This is a genomic window from Novosphingobium resinovorum (genome assembly GCF_001742225.1).
GTDB lineage: Bacteria > Pseudomonadota > Alphaproteobacteria > Sphingomonadales > Sphingomonadaceae > Novosphingobium > Novosphingobium resinovorum_A.
This window is the reverse complement of sequence record NZ_CP017076.1, coordinates 153950-167901: the sequence shown is the minus strand read 5'-3', so window position 1 is coordinate 167901 and position 13952 is coordinate 153950. Positions and strand designations below refer to the sequence as shown.

At 65.5% G+C, this 13952-nt stretch carries 13 protein-coding genes; 1 reads left to right on the top strand and 12 read right to left on the bottom strand.

Going from position 1 to position 13952, the window contains the following annotated elements; all coding sequences use genetic code 11:
• Positions 1 to 7: 7 nt before the first annotated feature.
• The 12 genes from BES08_RS18490 to BES08_RS18435 form a co-directional block, all read right to left on the bottom strand.
• On the bottom strand, positions 8 to 976 hold the full coding sequence (locus BES08_RS18490) for a DUF7064 domain-containing protein (protein WP_051586791.1): 969 nt from the start codon (positions 974 to 976) through the stop codon (positions 8 to 10).
• 15 nt (positions 977 to 991) lie between these two features.
• The gene (locus BES08_RS18485; RefSeq protein ID WP_069709349.1) at positions 992 to 1504 is read right to left on the bottom strand and encodes a hypothetical protein; all 513 of its coding nucleotides are present in this window, start codon (positions 1502 to 1504) and stop codon (positions 992 to 994) included.
• A complete protein-coding gene (locus BES08_RS18480) occupies positions 1501 to 2682 on the bottom strand; it encodes a phosphotransferase family protein (protein WP_051586793.1) in 1182 nt (393 codons plus the stop codon). Before BES08_RS18480 ends, BES08_RS18485 begins: the two co-directional genes overlap by 4 nt.
• Before the next feature lie 16 nt (positions 2683 to 2698).
• Positions 2699 to 3490 (bottom strand): enoyl-CoA hydratase/isomerase family protein, encoded by a 792-nt coding sequence (locus tag BES08_RS18475; RefSeq protein WP_036525237.1) that lies wholly within the window; start codon positions 3488 to 3490, stop codon positions 2699 to 2701.
• A complete protein-coding gene (locus BES08_RS18470) occupies positions 3487 to 4203 on the bottom strand; it encodes an NAD(P)H-dependent oxidoreductase (RefSeq protein ID WP_036525239.1) in 717 nt (238 codons plus the stop codon). Before BES08_RS18470 ends, BES08_RS18475 begins: the two co-directional genes overlap by 4 nt.
• The gene (locus tag BES08_RS18465) at positions 4200 to 4739 is read right to left on the bottom strand and encodes a hypothetical protein (protein ID WP_155986217.1); all 540 of its coding nucleotides are present in this window, start codon (positions 4737 to 4739) and stop codon (positions 4200 to 4202) included. Before BES08_RS18465 ends, BES08_RS18470 begins: the two co-directional genes overlap by 4 nt.
• Positions 4729 to 5913, bottom strand: coding sequence for a phosphotransferase family protein (locus BES08_RS18460; protein ID WP_036525242.1), 1185 nt, complete (start codon positions 5911 to 5913; stop codon positions 4729 to 4731). The genes BES08_RS18465 and BES08_RS18460 overlap by 11 nt, the downstream gene beginning before the upstream one ends.
• Positions 5906 to 6415, bottom strand: coding sequence for a hypothetical protein (locus tag BES08_RS18455; RefSeq protein ID WP_036525243.1), 510 nt, complete (start codon positions 6413 to 6415; stop codon positions 5906 to 5908). Before BES08_RS18455 ends, BES08_RS18460 begins: the two co-directional genes overlap by 8 nt.
• A complete protein-coding gene (locus tag BES08_RS18450) occupies positions 6412 to 7620 on the bottom strand; it encodes a phosphotransferase family protein (RefSeq protein WP_051586794.1) in 1209 nt (402 codons plus the stop codon). Before BES08_RS18450 ends, BES08_RS18455 begins: the two co-directional genes overlap by 4 nt.
• Before the next feature lie 59 nt (positions 7621 to 7679).
• Positions 7680 to 8357, bottom strand: coding sequence for a TetR/AcrR family transcriptional regulator (locus BES08_RS18445; protein WP_036525245.1), 678 nt, complete (start codon positions 8355 to 8357; stop codon positions 7680 to 7682).
• A gap of 298 nt (positions 8358 to 8655) precedes the next feature.
• Positions 8656 to 10095: an aldehyde dehydrogenase gene (locus BES08_RS18440; protein WP_069709348.1), complete on the bottom strand. Its 1440-nt coding sequence runs from the start codon at positions 10093 to 10095 to the stop codon at positions 8656 to 8658.
• A gap of 29 nt (positions 10096 to 10124) precedes the next feature.
• The gene (locus BES08_RS18435; protein ID WP_036525248.1) at positions 10125 to 11180 is read right to left on the bottom strand and encodes a 2Fe-2S iron-sulfur cluster-binding protein; all 1056 of its coding nucleotides are present in this window, start codon (positions 11178 to 11180) and stop codon (positions 10125 to 10127) included.
• Positions 11181 to 11350: 170 nt separating this feature from the next.
• Here BES08_RS18435 and BES08_RS18430 point away from each other — a divergent pair, with 170 nt between their 5' ends.
• Positions 11351 to 13951 (top strand): TonB-dependent receptor, encoded by a 2601-nt coding sequence (locus BES08_RS18430; protein ID WP_155986218.1) that lies wholly within the window; start codon positions 11351 to 11353, stop codon positions 13949 to 13951.
• The last annotated feature ends 1 nt before the right edge of the window (position 13952 follow it).

Below are 13952 nucleotides of genomic sequence, written 5' to 3'. Positions count from 1 at the left end.
GGTACCTCTAGGTGCCGTTGAGTGCATCCCGGTTCCGGGTCAGGTAAGAGCGGCTCAGCACGTCCTGCTGCACCCCGAAACCCAGCATTCCCGCGCAGTTCCAGCGCATGAAGCTCTGCGCATAGACCATCGAGGGGAACGGTGCCCAGACGCACCCGTTGATCGCCGCCGCCGTCAGTTCATGCCGCCGCCCCAGCGCATCCTCCACTTGCAGGTGGTTGGACATCGGCAGCCCGGCGTGGCGCTCCACCGCCCCTTGCGCGGAGACAAGACCGCTGACCACGCCGTCCTCCAGCACATAGCCGCTGATGAGCGGGCCGAAGCCCGACCGCGCCGCCGGATCGAGGCCGAGGAAGGCGTGAACCGTCAGCTTTTCCGCGAAAGAGCCGTGAATCCAGGTGGCATTGCCGTTGTCCCGCTCCTTGCGCGGGCCCCAGCTGCGGTCCAGCGTATCGACGCAATCGACCGCATACTCGCGCCCGCGCAGCCGCAGGCGTCCGGTGATCCGGCCGGTGATCTCGTAGTGCCCGGAGAACGCCGCCCCTCCCCAGCCCGCGCCGATGCGGCCCGCCGCCGTCGGGTCTATCGCCGGGTCGTTCATGTCGAAAGGCGCCATAAGTGCCTGAAAATCAAGTTCGAATGCGGTATCGTCGATACCCTCGTAGCGTATCCGGTAATGCGAAAGCGGATCGACCGCCTCCACCGCCAGCCCATTGGGAAAGGCATACCGGAGCAGCGAGGTCGGGCACGGCAGATGCTGCTGGTTGTCGACATAGGCCTGCGCCTCCCACGCCGGGGCGATGCGGTCCTGCACCAGCACATCGACCATCGCCACGCCCAGCTTCGGCCGTGACAGCACGTAGATGCTCCCGGAAATGCAGGCTTCAGGCACCGAAAACGGGAAGAAGTTGGTCTCGCACCAGTCGTAGGATGCATCGGCGCCGAACTGGAATTCGGCGTGTTCCCTGGCAATCATTCGCCATCCCTTCAATCAGTTGCCCGCGACCATGGCCTCCACGGTCGGCAGCGAATCCGCATCGTGGTCGAAGCCCGCATCCTGAAACCAGCTACGCGCCCGCCGCGCCTGCCGGATGGAAAAGGCCAGCACCGCCGCGTCTATGGCGCGCCGCACGGCGGGTTCGCCGTCCTGCGCCATCGCGCGCACCAGCCCCTCCAGCGCCCGGCCGACGCGATGGAAGGCAAGGCGCGGGTCGGCGGGATCGTCCACTTGCGCGCAGGCCTCGGCCAGTTCGCGCCGCGCCATGACTGCCGCAGGCCCGCCCTCGACCGGCGGCAGCGCGGCGACGACGCCCAGCAGGTCTGTCAGGCACAGCGCGTGATAGGCGCCGATCAGCGGCATGTGCCGCTCCAGCATGCGCAGCTGCGCGAGCACCACGCCGCACTGCTCGACGGCCAGCAGATTGCCGGAATCGACTGCCGGAACAACGACATGCTCCAGCGTCTGCACGACACTAGCGAGACGGATGATCGGGTCCGGTGTCATGCCATTTCTCCCGAAAGCAGTTCGCACAGGGTGTCCGACATCCCGGCCGTGCACGATGCGAGGAAAGCCAGCAGCGCGTTCTGGTGGTTGGTCCCATCGCGCGCCGCGATGATCGACGAGCAGTGGTTCATGGCGATCAGCTTGTAGCTCGTCAGGACGCGATACCAGTGGAGCGTCGCCGGATTCACCGTGCGCCCGGTCAGCGCCTCGTAGCGCGAAATCAGGTGCTCGGTGGTGAACATCGAGCCGACATGGAACACGCCGTCGGCATCGCGGTGGCCGAACAGCGGCTCGAAACTATAGGCGAGATCCTCATGGAAATCGCCGATATGCGTGAGTTCCCAGTCCAGCAGCGCAGTGATTTCCTGCCGCTCCTCGTCGAACAGGAAGTTGCCGACGCGGTAGTCACCGTGGAGCAGGACCGGCTGCTCGCAGACGGGCAGATGGTCGTAGAGCCAGGTCTCGGCCAGCGTCAGCAGCGGGAGGGAATCGGTTTCCTCCAGCGCCCGCACGCGGGTCCAGTAATTGACCTGCCAGAGCGCCGCGTCGGTGGTTTCGGGCCGAGGAACGGCGAAATCGTCGAGCCCCGCCGCGCGATAATCCACCGCGTGAATGGCGGCGAGATAGCCGATGAACTGCGAGGTCAGCGCAGCCCCGAGGCTTTCCCCGAACCGCGCCTTCAGCCCCGATGGCCCCGCGCCGCTGTCGCTGGGCTTGGTCACGCCGCCGACGAAGCCGGTGACCATCAGCGGCTGGCCCATCGTCTCGCCGTCGCCGTCCTCGGTCAGGACGGGCGGCACAGGCACCACGCCCGCGACCGCGCGCAGGACTTGCGCCTCGCGGCGGCGGCAGGTCTCGATGATGCCCTCGCGCGGGTCCATGCGCAGCACGCAGCGGGCGAAGGCGGGGTCGATCTCGCCCTCGACATCGAAGACGAACTGCTCCTTGGAGGCCCCTCCCCCCATGCGGCGCACGCCCCGTGCCTGCGCGGCGATACCTTCGCGGGCGAACAGGACCGAGAGCCCTTTCGCGATATCGGGCGCGGTTCGGGGAATATAAGGCCCCAACTTGCGACGTTCCTGCTTCGCCAGCAGGATTTCGAGGAGCCGGGGCTCGATCGCATCGCGGTCGATCGCGGCCACCGGTTCTTGCGCTAAGCGCTGTGCCTGGGTCTTCATGACTCCCTCCCTTTTTCTATTTTCCGGTGAACACGGGCTGCCGTTTCTGAGCGAAGGCGGTGATGCCTTCGCGCGCGTCGGCAGTGGCGGCGGCTCGAGCCATGGCCTGTGCTTCGGCCTCCATCTGCGCCTCCGCCGGGACTTCGCCCGAGAGGCGCAGCAGGCGGCGGATTTCGCCGATGGCGCGGGTCGGTCCGGCGGCGATCCGGTGGGCGAGTTCTTGCGCCCGCGCCGCCAGCGCCTCGTCGCCTTCCAGCACTTCGTCGACCAGCCCGGCCTCAGCGGCGGCGGCCGCATCCCAGGTCTCGTTGAGGATCAGGAACCGGCGCGTATGGCTGCGCCCCATGCGGTGCACGAGCGAGAGCGAAGCACCGCCGTCGCAGGCCAGCCCGATCCCGGAATAGGCCGAGACAAACCGCGCCCGGTCGCTCGCCAGCACGAAGTCCGCCCCCGCCGCCAGCGCCACCATGCCGCCCGCGCAGACGCCGTGGACCGCCACCACGATCGGCGCGTCGAGCCGCTGCAGCCGCAGAATTCCGGTATGGAAATCGCCGGTCCACTGCTTCATCAGGCGCGGCAGTTCGTCCAGCCTTGGCAGGAAACCCGCGATGTCGCCACCATAGCCGAAGGCCCTGCCTTCCGCGCGGATCAGCACGGCGCGAACGTTGCAGCGTTCCGACAGGTCGACCGCCACGTCATAAAGGTCGCGGCAGAACGTGCCGTTGATGGGATTGCCGGTCTCGGCCTTGGTGAACGTCAGCGCGGCGATGCCGCCCTGCACGTCGAGGCGCATCGTCTCGTAGCTCATGCCTCGACACTCGCGAGCGGCGCCAGCCTGTCGTCGAAGGCGTTCAGGTCCGGCACGGCGAGCACCGGACGGCGATCAATCTGTGCCACGACGCCGCGCAGATCGTCCAGCAGGGCCGCCCGCGCCGGCTCGCCGATATAAGGCACGTTGTAACCGACGAAGGGCTCCAGCACGCTGGTGCCGACATAGCCGAGCGTGCCCTGGAAGAAATGCCGCATCATGCCCGTGACCAGTTCGCCGTGCACGCCTTGCGCGCCGAACATGTTCTCGCGCCCGCCCAGGCTCATGGCCGCGAAACTGCGCTTTCCGGCCAGTCCGCCGCGTCCGTAGAGGCGCTTTCCGCCATAGCAGACGCCCGACAGCATCACCCGGTCGAACCAGCCCTTCAGGATCGCGGGTGCGCCGAACCAGTAGATCGGGAAGGTGAACACCAGCAGGTCGGCGGCCAGAACCGGCTCGATCTCCTCCAGGATATCGGGCGCCAGCGTGCCGCTTTCGTAGCCGTGGCGCTGCTCCAGCGCATAGACCAAGCGCTCATCGTCGCGGCGGCTGCCGAAGTCGGCGGGCGAGGCGACCGGGTTGAAGCGCTTGGCGTAGAGGTCGGAAATCGTGACTTCGTGACCGTCCGCCTCAAGCTGCGAAGCGATGACGGTCTTCATGGCGGTGACGAAGGAATCGCCCTCAGAATGGGCGTGAACGAGATGGGCTTTCATCGCGGCGTCTCTCCGGCGCTGTAGAGGATGGTTTCGGGCAGGGGCAGGCTCGCCGGGTCGCGGTCGAAGCCGGTGTCGGCCACCCAGGCGCGTTCGAGCAGCGTCTGTCTGCGGGTGTGTTCCAGCACCACCGGCCCGATCGCGCGCAAGGTGGCAGCGTCTTCTCCGACCTGCTGCACGGCGGTCTCGATCGCACCGCGCAAGGCCCTGACCGCCTGCTCCAGAGCGGTGCGGTCAGGCACCACCGGCGGGGCGATCGCGCGGACGTCCTCGATGGCCTGCGCGAGTTCGCCGCGCGCGGGGTGCGCATCGGGCAGGCATGCGGCCACTTCGCTGCCGAAGGCACTGAAGGCATGCGCGTCGTGCACGTGGAATGCGTATTCCTGGGGGATCTGCTTGCGCACCAGCGCCAGCGATCGGACGATCAGCGCCAGTTGCTCACGCGCGAAATCGGCGTCGGGCGGCAGGACCGGCGCGACGATATCCTCCAGCGCCTTCTGCACGGCAGCGAGGCGCAAGGGTGTGTCAGGAACCATTCTCGGCCCTTTCCAGATGCTGCAGAAGCGTATCGACGCAGACATGGCCGAAGCCCGCCAGCCATGTCAGCAGGATGTCCTGATGGCTCTTGCCGCCGATCACACAGCGGATGCCGGTTGCGAGGACGATTATCGCCGATTTCCAGGTGTTCATGACGCTGTAGTACGCGATCTTGCGCGGATCGACCGGGAAGCCGGTGGTGCGTGCGTAGCGGTCGAGGAACTCGGCCTGCTCGATCAGGCCGCAGACGATGAAGCGCCCTTGCGCATCGCGATAGCCGTAACCTTCCTGCAGCGTCCAGGCGAGGTCTTCGTGGTAATCGCCGAGGTGGGCCAGTTCCCAGTCGAGAACCGCCGTCACTTGCGCGGTGTCGGGATCGAACAGGAAGTTGCCTGCGCGAAAGTCATGGTGGACCACCACCACCCGCTCGATCGGCGGCGCATTGGCACGCAGCCACTGCGCGGTATAGCGGATGATGGGCATCGGCTCGTACGAGTCTTCCTCCCAGATCCGCTCCCACCAGTTGATGACCTGATGGACCCCGGCGGTACTGCCTGCTTCCGGCCGATCGAAGGCGTCGAGATCGGCCGACTGCCAGTCGAATTGATGTATCCGCGCCAGCAGGTCGACGAACTGTCCACCCAGCGCATCCTGCAGTTCGGGAGAGAACCCGGTGCCCAGCCCGGTGACGTTGCCGCCCGAGCCCGGCGCCTTGGTCACGCCCTCAACAAACCGGGAGATCATCGCCGGACGGTCGAACCATTGCCCTTCGGCATCCACCCAGGGCGCATCGGGCACCGGCACCGTACCGGCCATCGCCCGCATCATCTGGAATTCGCGCAGGCGGTGCGTCTCGACGACGGATTCGGGCGGTTCGCGCCGAAGGACATGGCGCGCCTCGGTTCCGTCCGGTTGTGCCAGCGTGAAACTGAACTGCTCCTTCGATGCTCCACCGCCCAGCGGCGCGACTTGGGAGACCCGGGCGCCCGGCATGGCGTGCGCGAAGAAGCGCTCCAGCCTTGTTGCGATCTCGCTGACCGGACTAGGCACGTAAGCTGGGCCGGAACGCGCCTGCAGCTTTCGGGTAAGCGCTTCGTCGATCGTGCGTTCCGTCGGATAGCGAAGGCGCAGCGCCTCTATCCACTCGCGCGTGGGATGCTGCTTGCTATCCATCGCCGCGCCCGATCAGTGTCTCGATGGAGGGCAGGTCGGCGGTGTTCACGTCGAAGCCGCAGGCCGCGAACCAAGACCGGTCCCGGGCGGCCTGACGGTTTGCGTGCAGCAGGACTTCACGGTGGAGCGCGCGGCGAAAGTCCGCGTCGCCGTCCCGATCGACAGCGCGAACCAGCCCTTCCAGCGCTTCGGACAAGGCACGATAAGCGACTTCGCCGCGCACCGGAGGCGTTCCGGCGAGGGCCGCCAGTCCTGCCGCTGCGGCAAGGGTTTCAGGCCCTCCCGCCGCATCGATCCTGCCGGAGACCTCGATCAGATCCTGCACGCACAGGCGGGCGTAATCTTCCAGCTTGTCCCACTGCGCCTCCAGCATGCCGATATGCGCGAGCATGAGCCCGGCCTGCTCCTGCGCCAGCGGATTGCCGGGGTCGATCGCGGGCATGATGACCGTCGCCAGCGCCCGGCGCATGCTGGACAGGCGGACTTCGAAACCGGGGTTCATGCCGCCTTCTCCTCAAGCATCAGACGCGTGATCTCGTCGAGCAAAGGGTGCGTGACCATCGACAGCCAGGTCAGCAGGATGTCCTGGTGGTTATGCCGGTTGGCCGCCGCCGTCAGGCCGCTGCTCGCCATCGCCACCACGCTCCACGACAGCAGGATGCGGTAGAAGCGCAGAGTGTCGCGATCGACGATGCGTCCCGTCTCGCGCTCGTAGCCGCCGATGAAATCCTCGACGGTCATGAGGTTGGAGCACAAGTAGCGCCCCTGTTCGTCGCGCGCGCCGAAGATTTCGACCAGCGACCATGCCAGATCCTCGTGATAGTCGCCGACATGGGCGAGTTCCCAGTCAAGGATCGCGGTGATTTCGCCGCTGTCGCCGTCGAACAGATAATTACCGGTACGGAAGTCCCCATGGACGAGAACCAGCTCCCGTGCAGCGGGCAGATTGCTGCGCAGCCAGGATTCGACGACCGCAAAGCCCGGGATCGGCGCATAGGCACCCTCCCGCCAAACCCGCGCCCACAAGTTGACACGCTGGCGCGCGGCCTGGAACGGGTCCGCATCGGGAATGGCGAAGTGCTGCAATGCTGCCACCCGGAAGTCGAAGCGATGGATGGCCGCCATCAGCCGGAGGAACTGCGGTCCGAGCCGCTCGCGCCATTGCGGCGTGAAGCCGGTGCCAAGGCCCGATACGCCTGCGCCCGCCTGCGGCGGCTTGGTGCTGCCACGCTCGAACGAGGTTATCATCCCGGAAGCGCCGAGCCATGTCCCCTCATGATCCAGAAAGCGGGGACGGGGCACCGGAACCACGCCCTGCATGGCTTCCAGGATCTCGAACTCGCGCCGTCGGCTCGTTTCCAGCACGCCGTCAGTCGGGTCCATCCTGACCACGAGCTGTTCGCTGCCCTCAAGGCAAGGCGCGTCCAGCGTGAAAAGGAACTGCTCCTTGGACGCGCCCCCCGCCAGCCTGCGCAGGCCGCTTACCTTCGCAGCCGGATGGAGGTTCTGCGCGAACAGGCGCGTGAGCCGCTCGGTGATGTCGTCGATCGCGACAGGATGATAATCGGATGACGCCAGCTTCGCCGCCCGACCATCCAGCATATGCGCGAGCGTGGGGTCCTGGTCGGCCGGGTCGGCGGCGCGGTTCCGCGCACGATCCGGGCACAGTTGTACGACGCGGGAATCCCCGCCGAACCTTTCGGTCATACATTCTCCCATGTATCTCTATCTGTTATTATCCGGTGCCAGGCACCGGCAGATCACGGTCAAGACTTGAGGAAAGAGAAGTCCCTGATATTCGGCCGGACTTGCCGGACTATCGCAGCTATCGTCCTGCGATCTTCGTCGGACACGATGCCATAGACGATCAATGCGGCATCGTGCGTCATGCGGGCCACGAATTCGGCATCGTCCAAATCTTCCTGGACCCACAGGTCGATCACGCCGGAACTGTGCGTCAGCAATGCCAGTGCGACATCGTCACGCGAAAACGATCCATCGCTCGGATGGTCGGACAAGTAACCGCGCTCGACCAGTCCCGCGAGACTGCGACGCCAGAAGTCCAGCGCGCGGTCGAGGTAGACCGGCCGCGCACCCATGTCGCGCTCGCCCAGCTGGAACTTGTAGAGCGGGCGATAGAGACCCGGCCGCTCCACGAAGAGTTCCGCAGCGAACGTCATGGTGTGTATGGCGTAGAGGACCGGGTCCTTCTCCGAAACATCCGCCTCGCGGCCGCTGATGATCGCATCCAGGCACCGGTTCAGAAGGCTGTAGAGTACCGTCCCTTTCGATCCGAACAGGTTGTAGAACGTCGTCGGGCTGATCCCGACATGCTTGGCCAGCTGGTGCATCGTGAAGTCGGTGCTGGATGTCGAAAGGATCAGCGCCTCGACGCTGTCGAGGATAAGGTCCTTGCGCTGGTCTTTCGGCAGCTTTCTCAACATTTCGGAATCCCGGCAGCACCTTCGGAATGCAGGCAATGTGTGAAGGTTAGCGCCAGAACACGACTTCGCAATCGTAACTCCTGCCACGGCCAATCAAACAGTAATTCGCTTTTCGACAGCGGAGCGAACATTTGCGAACGCTTCCGCTTCCTCAATCACCAAGTTCGGGTCCTTTTCGACCCTGTGCCTCGAAGTGTAATACGTTACAAAAACTCGGTCAATATGTTTATTATTATCTGCTTTCGAAATGCCGGAGATTTCTCGCAGGGGTTCCGAAAAAATCTCCGGCCCGCAGGCTTCACGCCATGACGTATATGGACTTGGTGTTCTGATAGGCCGCGATCGCCTCAGGCCCGAACTCCCGGCCGAGGCCGCTGGCCTTGATGCCGCCGAACGGCGCGCCGAGCGACGGCATATAGCCGTTCACGCCCACTGTTCCGCTGGCTACCTTGCGAGCGATCTGCGTGGCATGATCGCCATCCGCGCTCCAGACCGAACCGCCGAGGCCGAACGCGCTGTCATTGGCGATGCGAATGGCTTCTTCCTCGCCGTCGTAGGGGATCACCGAAAGCACCGGGCCGAAGATTTCCTCCTGCGCGATGCGGGCTCCATTGTCGACGTCGGCGAAGATGGTCGGCTCCACGAACCAGCCCTGATTGGTCGACTGCGGACGACCGCCACCCGCGACGAGGCGCGCTTCCTGCTTGCCGATGCCGATGTAGCTTTCCACCCGGTCGCGGTGTGCGGCCGATGCCATCGGCCCCACCTGCGTCGCAGGATCGAGCGCATCACCCACCACCAGTCCGTTCGCGAACTCGGCCAGCGCCCCGACCACTTCGTCATAGCGGCGACGCGGCGCCAGCACGCGGGTACCGTTGTAGCATGCCTGGCCGTTGTTGAGCATGCTGGCCATCGGCACGCCCTGCAGGAACGCGCCGACATCGACGTCGTCCAGCAGGATCGCGGCGGACTTGCCGCCCAGTTCCAGCGTGACCGGGCGCAGCAGTTCGCCGCAGGTGCGCGCGATCGCCCGCCCTGCCCCGGTCGAGCCGGTGAAGGCGACCTTGCCGATGCCGGGGTGCGAGACGAGGTAGGCGCCGACATCACGGTCGGCCGCGACCCAGTTGAGCACGCCTGCAGGCACACCCGCTTCCAGCGCTGCTTCGGCGAGCAGGTAGCTGTCGAGGATCGTGCCGGGTGAAGGCTTGATGACGACGGTGCAGCCCGCCGCCATGGCCGGAGCGATCTTGTTGAGCGCCAGCGTCACCGGGAAGTTCCAGGGCACGATCGCGGCGACCACGCCGATGGCGGAACGCTCCACCAGCGTCTCCTTGCCCATCTGCGAGGGCCGCACGTCGGGCGCGCCGAGCCCTTCGGCAAGCTGCGCGTAATACTGCACGACGCCTGCGCCGAACTGCCCTTCCAGCAGCGTGCTGAGACCGATCGGCATGCCGTTCTGCGCACTGACGGTGCGGGCGATCTCATCTCCCCGCGCCGCGACGGCGGCAACGAAGCGCTGCATGACCGCCGCCCGTTCGGCGGGGCTGGCGTCCGCCCAACCCGAAGTCTCGAAAGCCTTGCGTGCTGCAGCCACCGCCGCATCAACGTCGGCCTCGACCGCTTCGGGCGCGCTGCCGTATTCCTCTCCGGTTGAGGCGTTCACCAGCGTGAAGCGGCGGTCACTGGCGGGGGAAACCCACTGGTTGCCGATGAAGAAGGCGTCCTTGGATATCGTCATCGTGGTCATCCTCTTGTGGTATGGGGGTGTCAGGCGCGCGCACCGGCGGCCGAGCTGGCATCGGTGAACTTGTCGTAGTGGATGGCCTCCAGCGCGACGCCCTGCCCCGTCAGTTCGGCGACGGCGGCATCGATCATCGGCGGCGGGCCGCACATATAGGCCTGCAGATCCTGCGATCCGCCAAGTTCGGCGATGGCGTCGGCGATCTCCCGCGTGACCAGACCGTGACGAACGCCGTCGACCTGCTCTTCGGACAGGGCCGGCCGAAACAGGAACTTGCCCTCCCAGCGCGCCGCGATCGCGGCAATGTCTTCAAGGCAGTAGAGATCGCGCTCTCCGCGCCCGCCGAACAACAGCACGACGTCGCGCGCCACGTTGCGGGCAGCCGCATCTTCCAGCAGGCTCATCAGCGGCGACAGACCGCTGCCGCCGCCGACCAGCAGGATGGGCCCCTCACCCGGCCGCAGCCAGAACCCGCCGTGCGCGCCCTCGATGGCGAATTCGGTGTCCGCCAGTTCGCCTGCAAACAGCGCCTCGGTGAAAGCGCCGCCCGGCACGCGGCGGACGAATGCGGACACCGTCCGGCTACCTTCCGGCGCAGGGGCATGGCAGAACGAATAGGACCTGTGCCCCGGCCCCGAAGGCCACCGCACGTTCATGTACTGCCCGGCCTTGAAGCGCAGCGGCGCATCGACCTGCCAGGTCACCTTGCGGATGTCGTGCGTCAGATCCTGCACCGAAACAATTCGGCCGCCGACCGTCACCGGCGCCTCCTCCGCATCCGGCAGATCGACCTCGATGCGCAGATCCGATTCGGGGATCGCCTGGCAAGCCAGGATATAGCCGGCTTGCAGTTCCTCGCGGCTCAGCGTGTAGCCGAAGGGCGTTATCGCATCGACCTTCCCCGACAGCAGCCGCGACCGGCAACTGCCGCAAGTGCCGACCGTGCAGTCGTGCGGATAGGCCAGCCCGTTTTCGAGCGCCTGTTCCAGCACCGTCTTGTTCCGACCGACCGAGAAGGTCGCCCCCGAAGGGACAAGCTCCACCTGCGGCTCGGGCTTCTTGCCGAATAGCTTCTTGAACATGGTCCTATCCCAAATCGGCCGATTCTCGGTGGTCCGGCTTACGATCCAACTATCAGCGGATGCTGCAAAGCACAAACTCGTAAATCTGTTGACATTCGATTCGAGCTACATAATTTACGTATCAAGGTCACGCAAAAAACGTAAAAGTGATCTGGGAATGGGAGAACAGCATGAAAGCGATTCGCTGCGTGAGCATCTGCGCGCTCGCCGTCGGACTCACCTCGCCTGCCTTCGCACAGGAAAGCCAGGATACTGCCAGCCAGGGCGGCCTGCACGAGATCATCGTCACCGCCACCAAACGCTCCGAGAAGCTGCAGGATGTGCCGGTCGCGGTTTCGGCGATCTCGTCTGAAACGCTGCAGTCCAAGGGTGTGTTCGAGACCTCCGACCTCAATGCCTCGATGCCGAACCTGCAGGTGTCCTCGCCCTATGGTTCGCAGCAGCCGAACTTCTCCCTGCGCGGCGTCGGCGTCGGCACCGAATTCAACGCGAACGCCGCCTCGCCCGTCGGCGTCTATGTCGACGAGGTCTATCAGGCGTTCCGGTCCAGCCATGGCCAGCAACTCTACGATCTCGAGCAGATCGAGGTCGTGCGCGGCCCGCAGGGCACGCTTTACGGCCGCAACACCACCGGCGGCGCGATCAATTTCATAACCCGCAAGCCCAAGCTCTCCGGCACCAACGGCTATGCCACCATCGGCTACGGCAACTACAACCGGATCAACGGCGAGGCCGCGATCGAAGTCACGCCGGTGGAGGACAAGGTCGGCATCCGCATCGCCGGAACTTACGTCGATTCCGACCCCTACTTGCGCAACCGCCTGGCGCCCGGCCTGAACACTTCGGCAGCGGGCGGCGCATCGGGGCTGAACCAGGTGAATGACCGCTCGCCGGGCGGCACCAAGAGCTACGGCATCCGCGGCACGCTGCGGGTGAAGCCGACCGATACGCTCGATATCACGCTCAAGGGTTACTACGCCAAGGCCGTCGGCGGCACCGAGCCGCCGCTGCCGACCGGGCAGTCGAAGACCAGCGACGTCATCGATTATACCTCGCCCAATTTCCTGCTCGGCGGCCTGTTCGGATCGCTCGCCCCGGCGGGCCTGCTGCCGGCTTCGTACAGCCAGTCGGGCGAAGGACTCGGCCTCAAGGAAATCCAGGCCGACACCATCGGCAAGGCGCTGACCCGCTCGGAAGGCGTCGTCCTCACCGTCAAGGCGGAACTGGGCGATTCTCTCGATCTGGTTTCGGTCAGCGGTTACGATTCCGGGCGTTACCTGCAGTCGATCACCGACTGCGACGGCACGCCGCTGCGCATGTGCGCGATCGGCTATCAGTCCAACTTCAACGCCTTCAACCAGGATCTGCGCTTCGTGCTCGACCGGCAGGCGTTCAAGCTGATCCTGGGCGGCGGATATGGCCGCGACTCGATCACGGCGGACAACCGGCCGGACTTCTTCAACTTCCTGAGCGACGTGCGCGCGGCGGTCGGCCTGCCAGACACGTATTTCAACCCAGGCGGCGCCTTCAACGGCACGGCGCTTTCGGCTGGCTCCCTGCCCACCGGCATCCGCGCGACGAACCATTCCAAGCAGAAGCGCACCAGTTGGGCCCTCTACGGCGAGGGCAGCTACGAGATCACGCCGACCCTGAAGCTGACGGCGGGCCTGCGTTACACGATCGACAAGACACGCTTCATGGACGGCATCACGACCTATTACGACGATGCCGGCAATGCGCGGATGATCACCGTGTCGGACTTCAACGATCCGGCGCTGGGCAACACCTACTTCATCGAGCCGGTGCGCGACGAAGCCGGCAACATCGTCATCCCGTCCTACCGCGACCTCGGCGTGCCGATGCCCGGCGGGCTTGAGCGCAGCGGCAAATCCAAGAAGTTCACCGGCCGGGCGATCCTCGACTGGAAGCCGATCGACGACGTGATGCTTTATGCCAGCTTCAGCCGCGGCTACCGGGCGGGTACCTTCAACGGCCTCGCCTACGGCAGCGCCAATCAGGTCTACTTCGTGCGGCCCGAGCAGGTGAATGCCTACGAGATCGGCTTCAAGTCGCGCTTCCTCAACAACCGGGTGCAGGTCAACGGCGCGTTCTTCTACTACGATTACAAGGGGCAGCAGGGTCAGGTGGTGGATAATACCGCCACCGCCAACCTCATTGCGCTCGACGGCACCCTCAAGGGCTTCGAGGCGGACATCCAGTTCGCCGCCACCGACCGCCTGACGCTGACCGCGTCCGTCGGCATCCTCGACAGCAAGTACAAGGGCTACGATCAGGCCGCCTGCGCCGCCAAGGATTTGTCCGGGCAATTTCCCGCGCAGGACGGCTCGTGCGTCCAGACCTCGGGCGGCAATGTCAGCGTCGGGGGCAATCCCTTCCCTTATGCCGCCAAGTCCTCGCTCAACTTCGGGTTCGACTGGGACGCGGTGGAGCTGGGCGGCGGCACCATCAAGCTGCACGGCGATGCCTCTTACACCGGCCGGTATTACTTCGACTCGTTCAAGGACTATAGCCGCGGCCCGCTCCCGAGCGTCGCCAGCGGCAAGTTCGGCGAGGGCAACGGCGACTACTGGCTGCTGAACGGGCGCATCTCCTACGATACGCCGCGCTACACGATCTCGGTCTGGGGCAAGAACCTGACCAACAAGGTCTATTACCCTTACGGCATCTCGCTCGAAAACCTGTTCGGCAACGGCTACCGCGTGCGCGGCCTGCCACGCACGTACGGCATCGAGGCGACGATGCGCTTCTGAC

Bases quoted from the DNA above. Each gene is read 5' to 3' on its own strand.
- BES08_RS18490 (WP_051586791.1), bottom strand. From the start codon at position 976: ATGATTGCCAGGGAACACGCCGAATTCCAGTTCGGCGCCGATGCATCC.
- BES08_RS18485 (WP_069709349.1), bottom strand. From the start codon at position 1,504: ATGACACCGGACCCGATCATCCGTCTCGCTAGTGTCGTGCAGACGCTG.
- BES08_RS18480 (WP_051586793.1), bottom strand. From the start codon at position 2,682: ATGAAGACCCAGGCACAGCGCTTAGCGCAAGAACCGGTGGCCGCGATC.
- BES08_RS18475 (WP_036525237.1), bottom strand. From the start codon at position 3,490: ATGAGCTACGAGACGATGCGCCTCGACGTGCAGGGCGGCATCGCCGCG.
- BES08_RS18470 (WP_036525239.1), bottom strand. From the start codon at position 4,203: ATGAAAGCCCATCTCGTTCACGCCCATTCTGAGGGCGATTCCTTCGTC.
- BES08_RS18465 (WP_155986217.1), bottom strand. From the start codon at position 4,739: ATGGTTCCTGACACACCCTTGCGCCTCGCTGCCGTGCAGAAGGCGCTG.
- BES08_RS18460 (WP_036525242.1), bottom strand. From the start codon at position 5,913: ATGGATAGCAAGCAGCATCCCACGCGCGAGTGGATAGAGGCGCTGCGC.
- BES08_RS18455 (WP_036525243.1), bottom strand. From the start codon at position 6,415: ATGAACCCCGGTTTCGAAGTCCGCCTGTCCAGCATGCGCCGGGCGCTG.
- BES08_RS18450 (WP_051586794.1), bottom strand. From the start codon at position 7,620: ATGACCGAAAGGTTCGGCGGGGATTCCCGCGTCGTACAACTGTGCCCG.
- BES08_RS18445 (WP_036525245.1), bottom strand. From the start codon at position 8,357: ATGTTGAGAAAGCTGCCGAAAGACCAGCGCAAGGACCTTATCCTCGAC.
- BES08_RS18440 (WP_069709348.1), bottom strand. From the start codon at position 10,095: ATGACGATATCCAAGGACGCCTTCTTCATCGGCAACCAGTGGGTTTCC.
- BES08_RS18435 (WP_036525248.1), bottom strand. From the start codon at position 11,180: ATGTTCAAGAAGCTATTCGGCAAGAAGCCCGAGCCGCAGGTGGAGCTT.
- BES08_RS18430 (WP_155986218.1), top strand. From the start codon at position 11,351: ATGAAAGCGATTCGCTGCGTGAGCATCTGCGCGCTCGCCGTCGGACTC.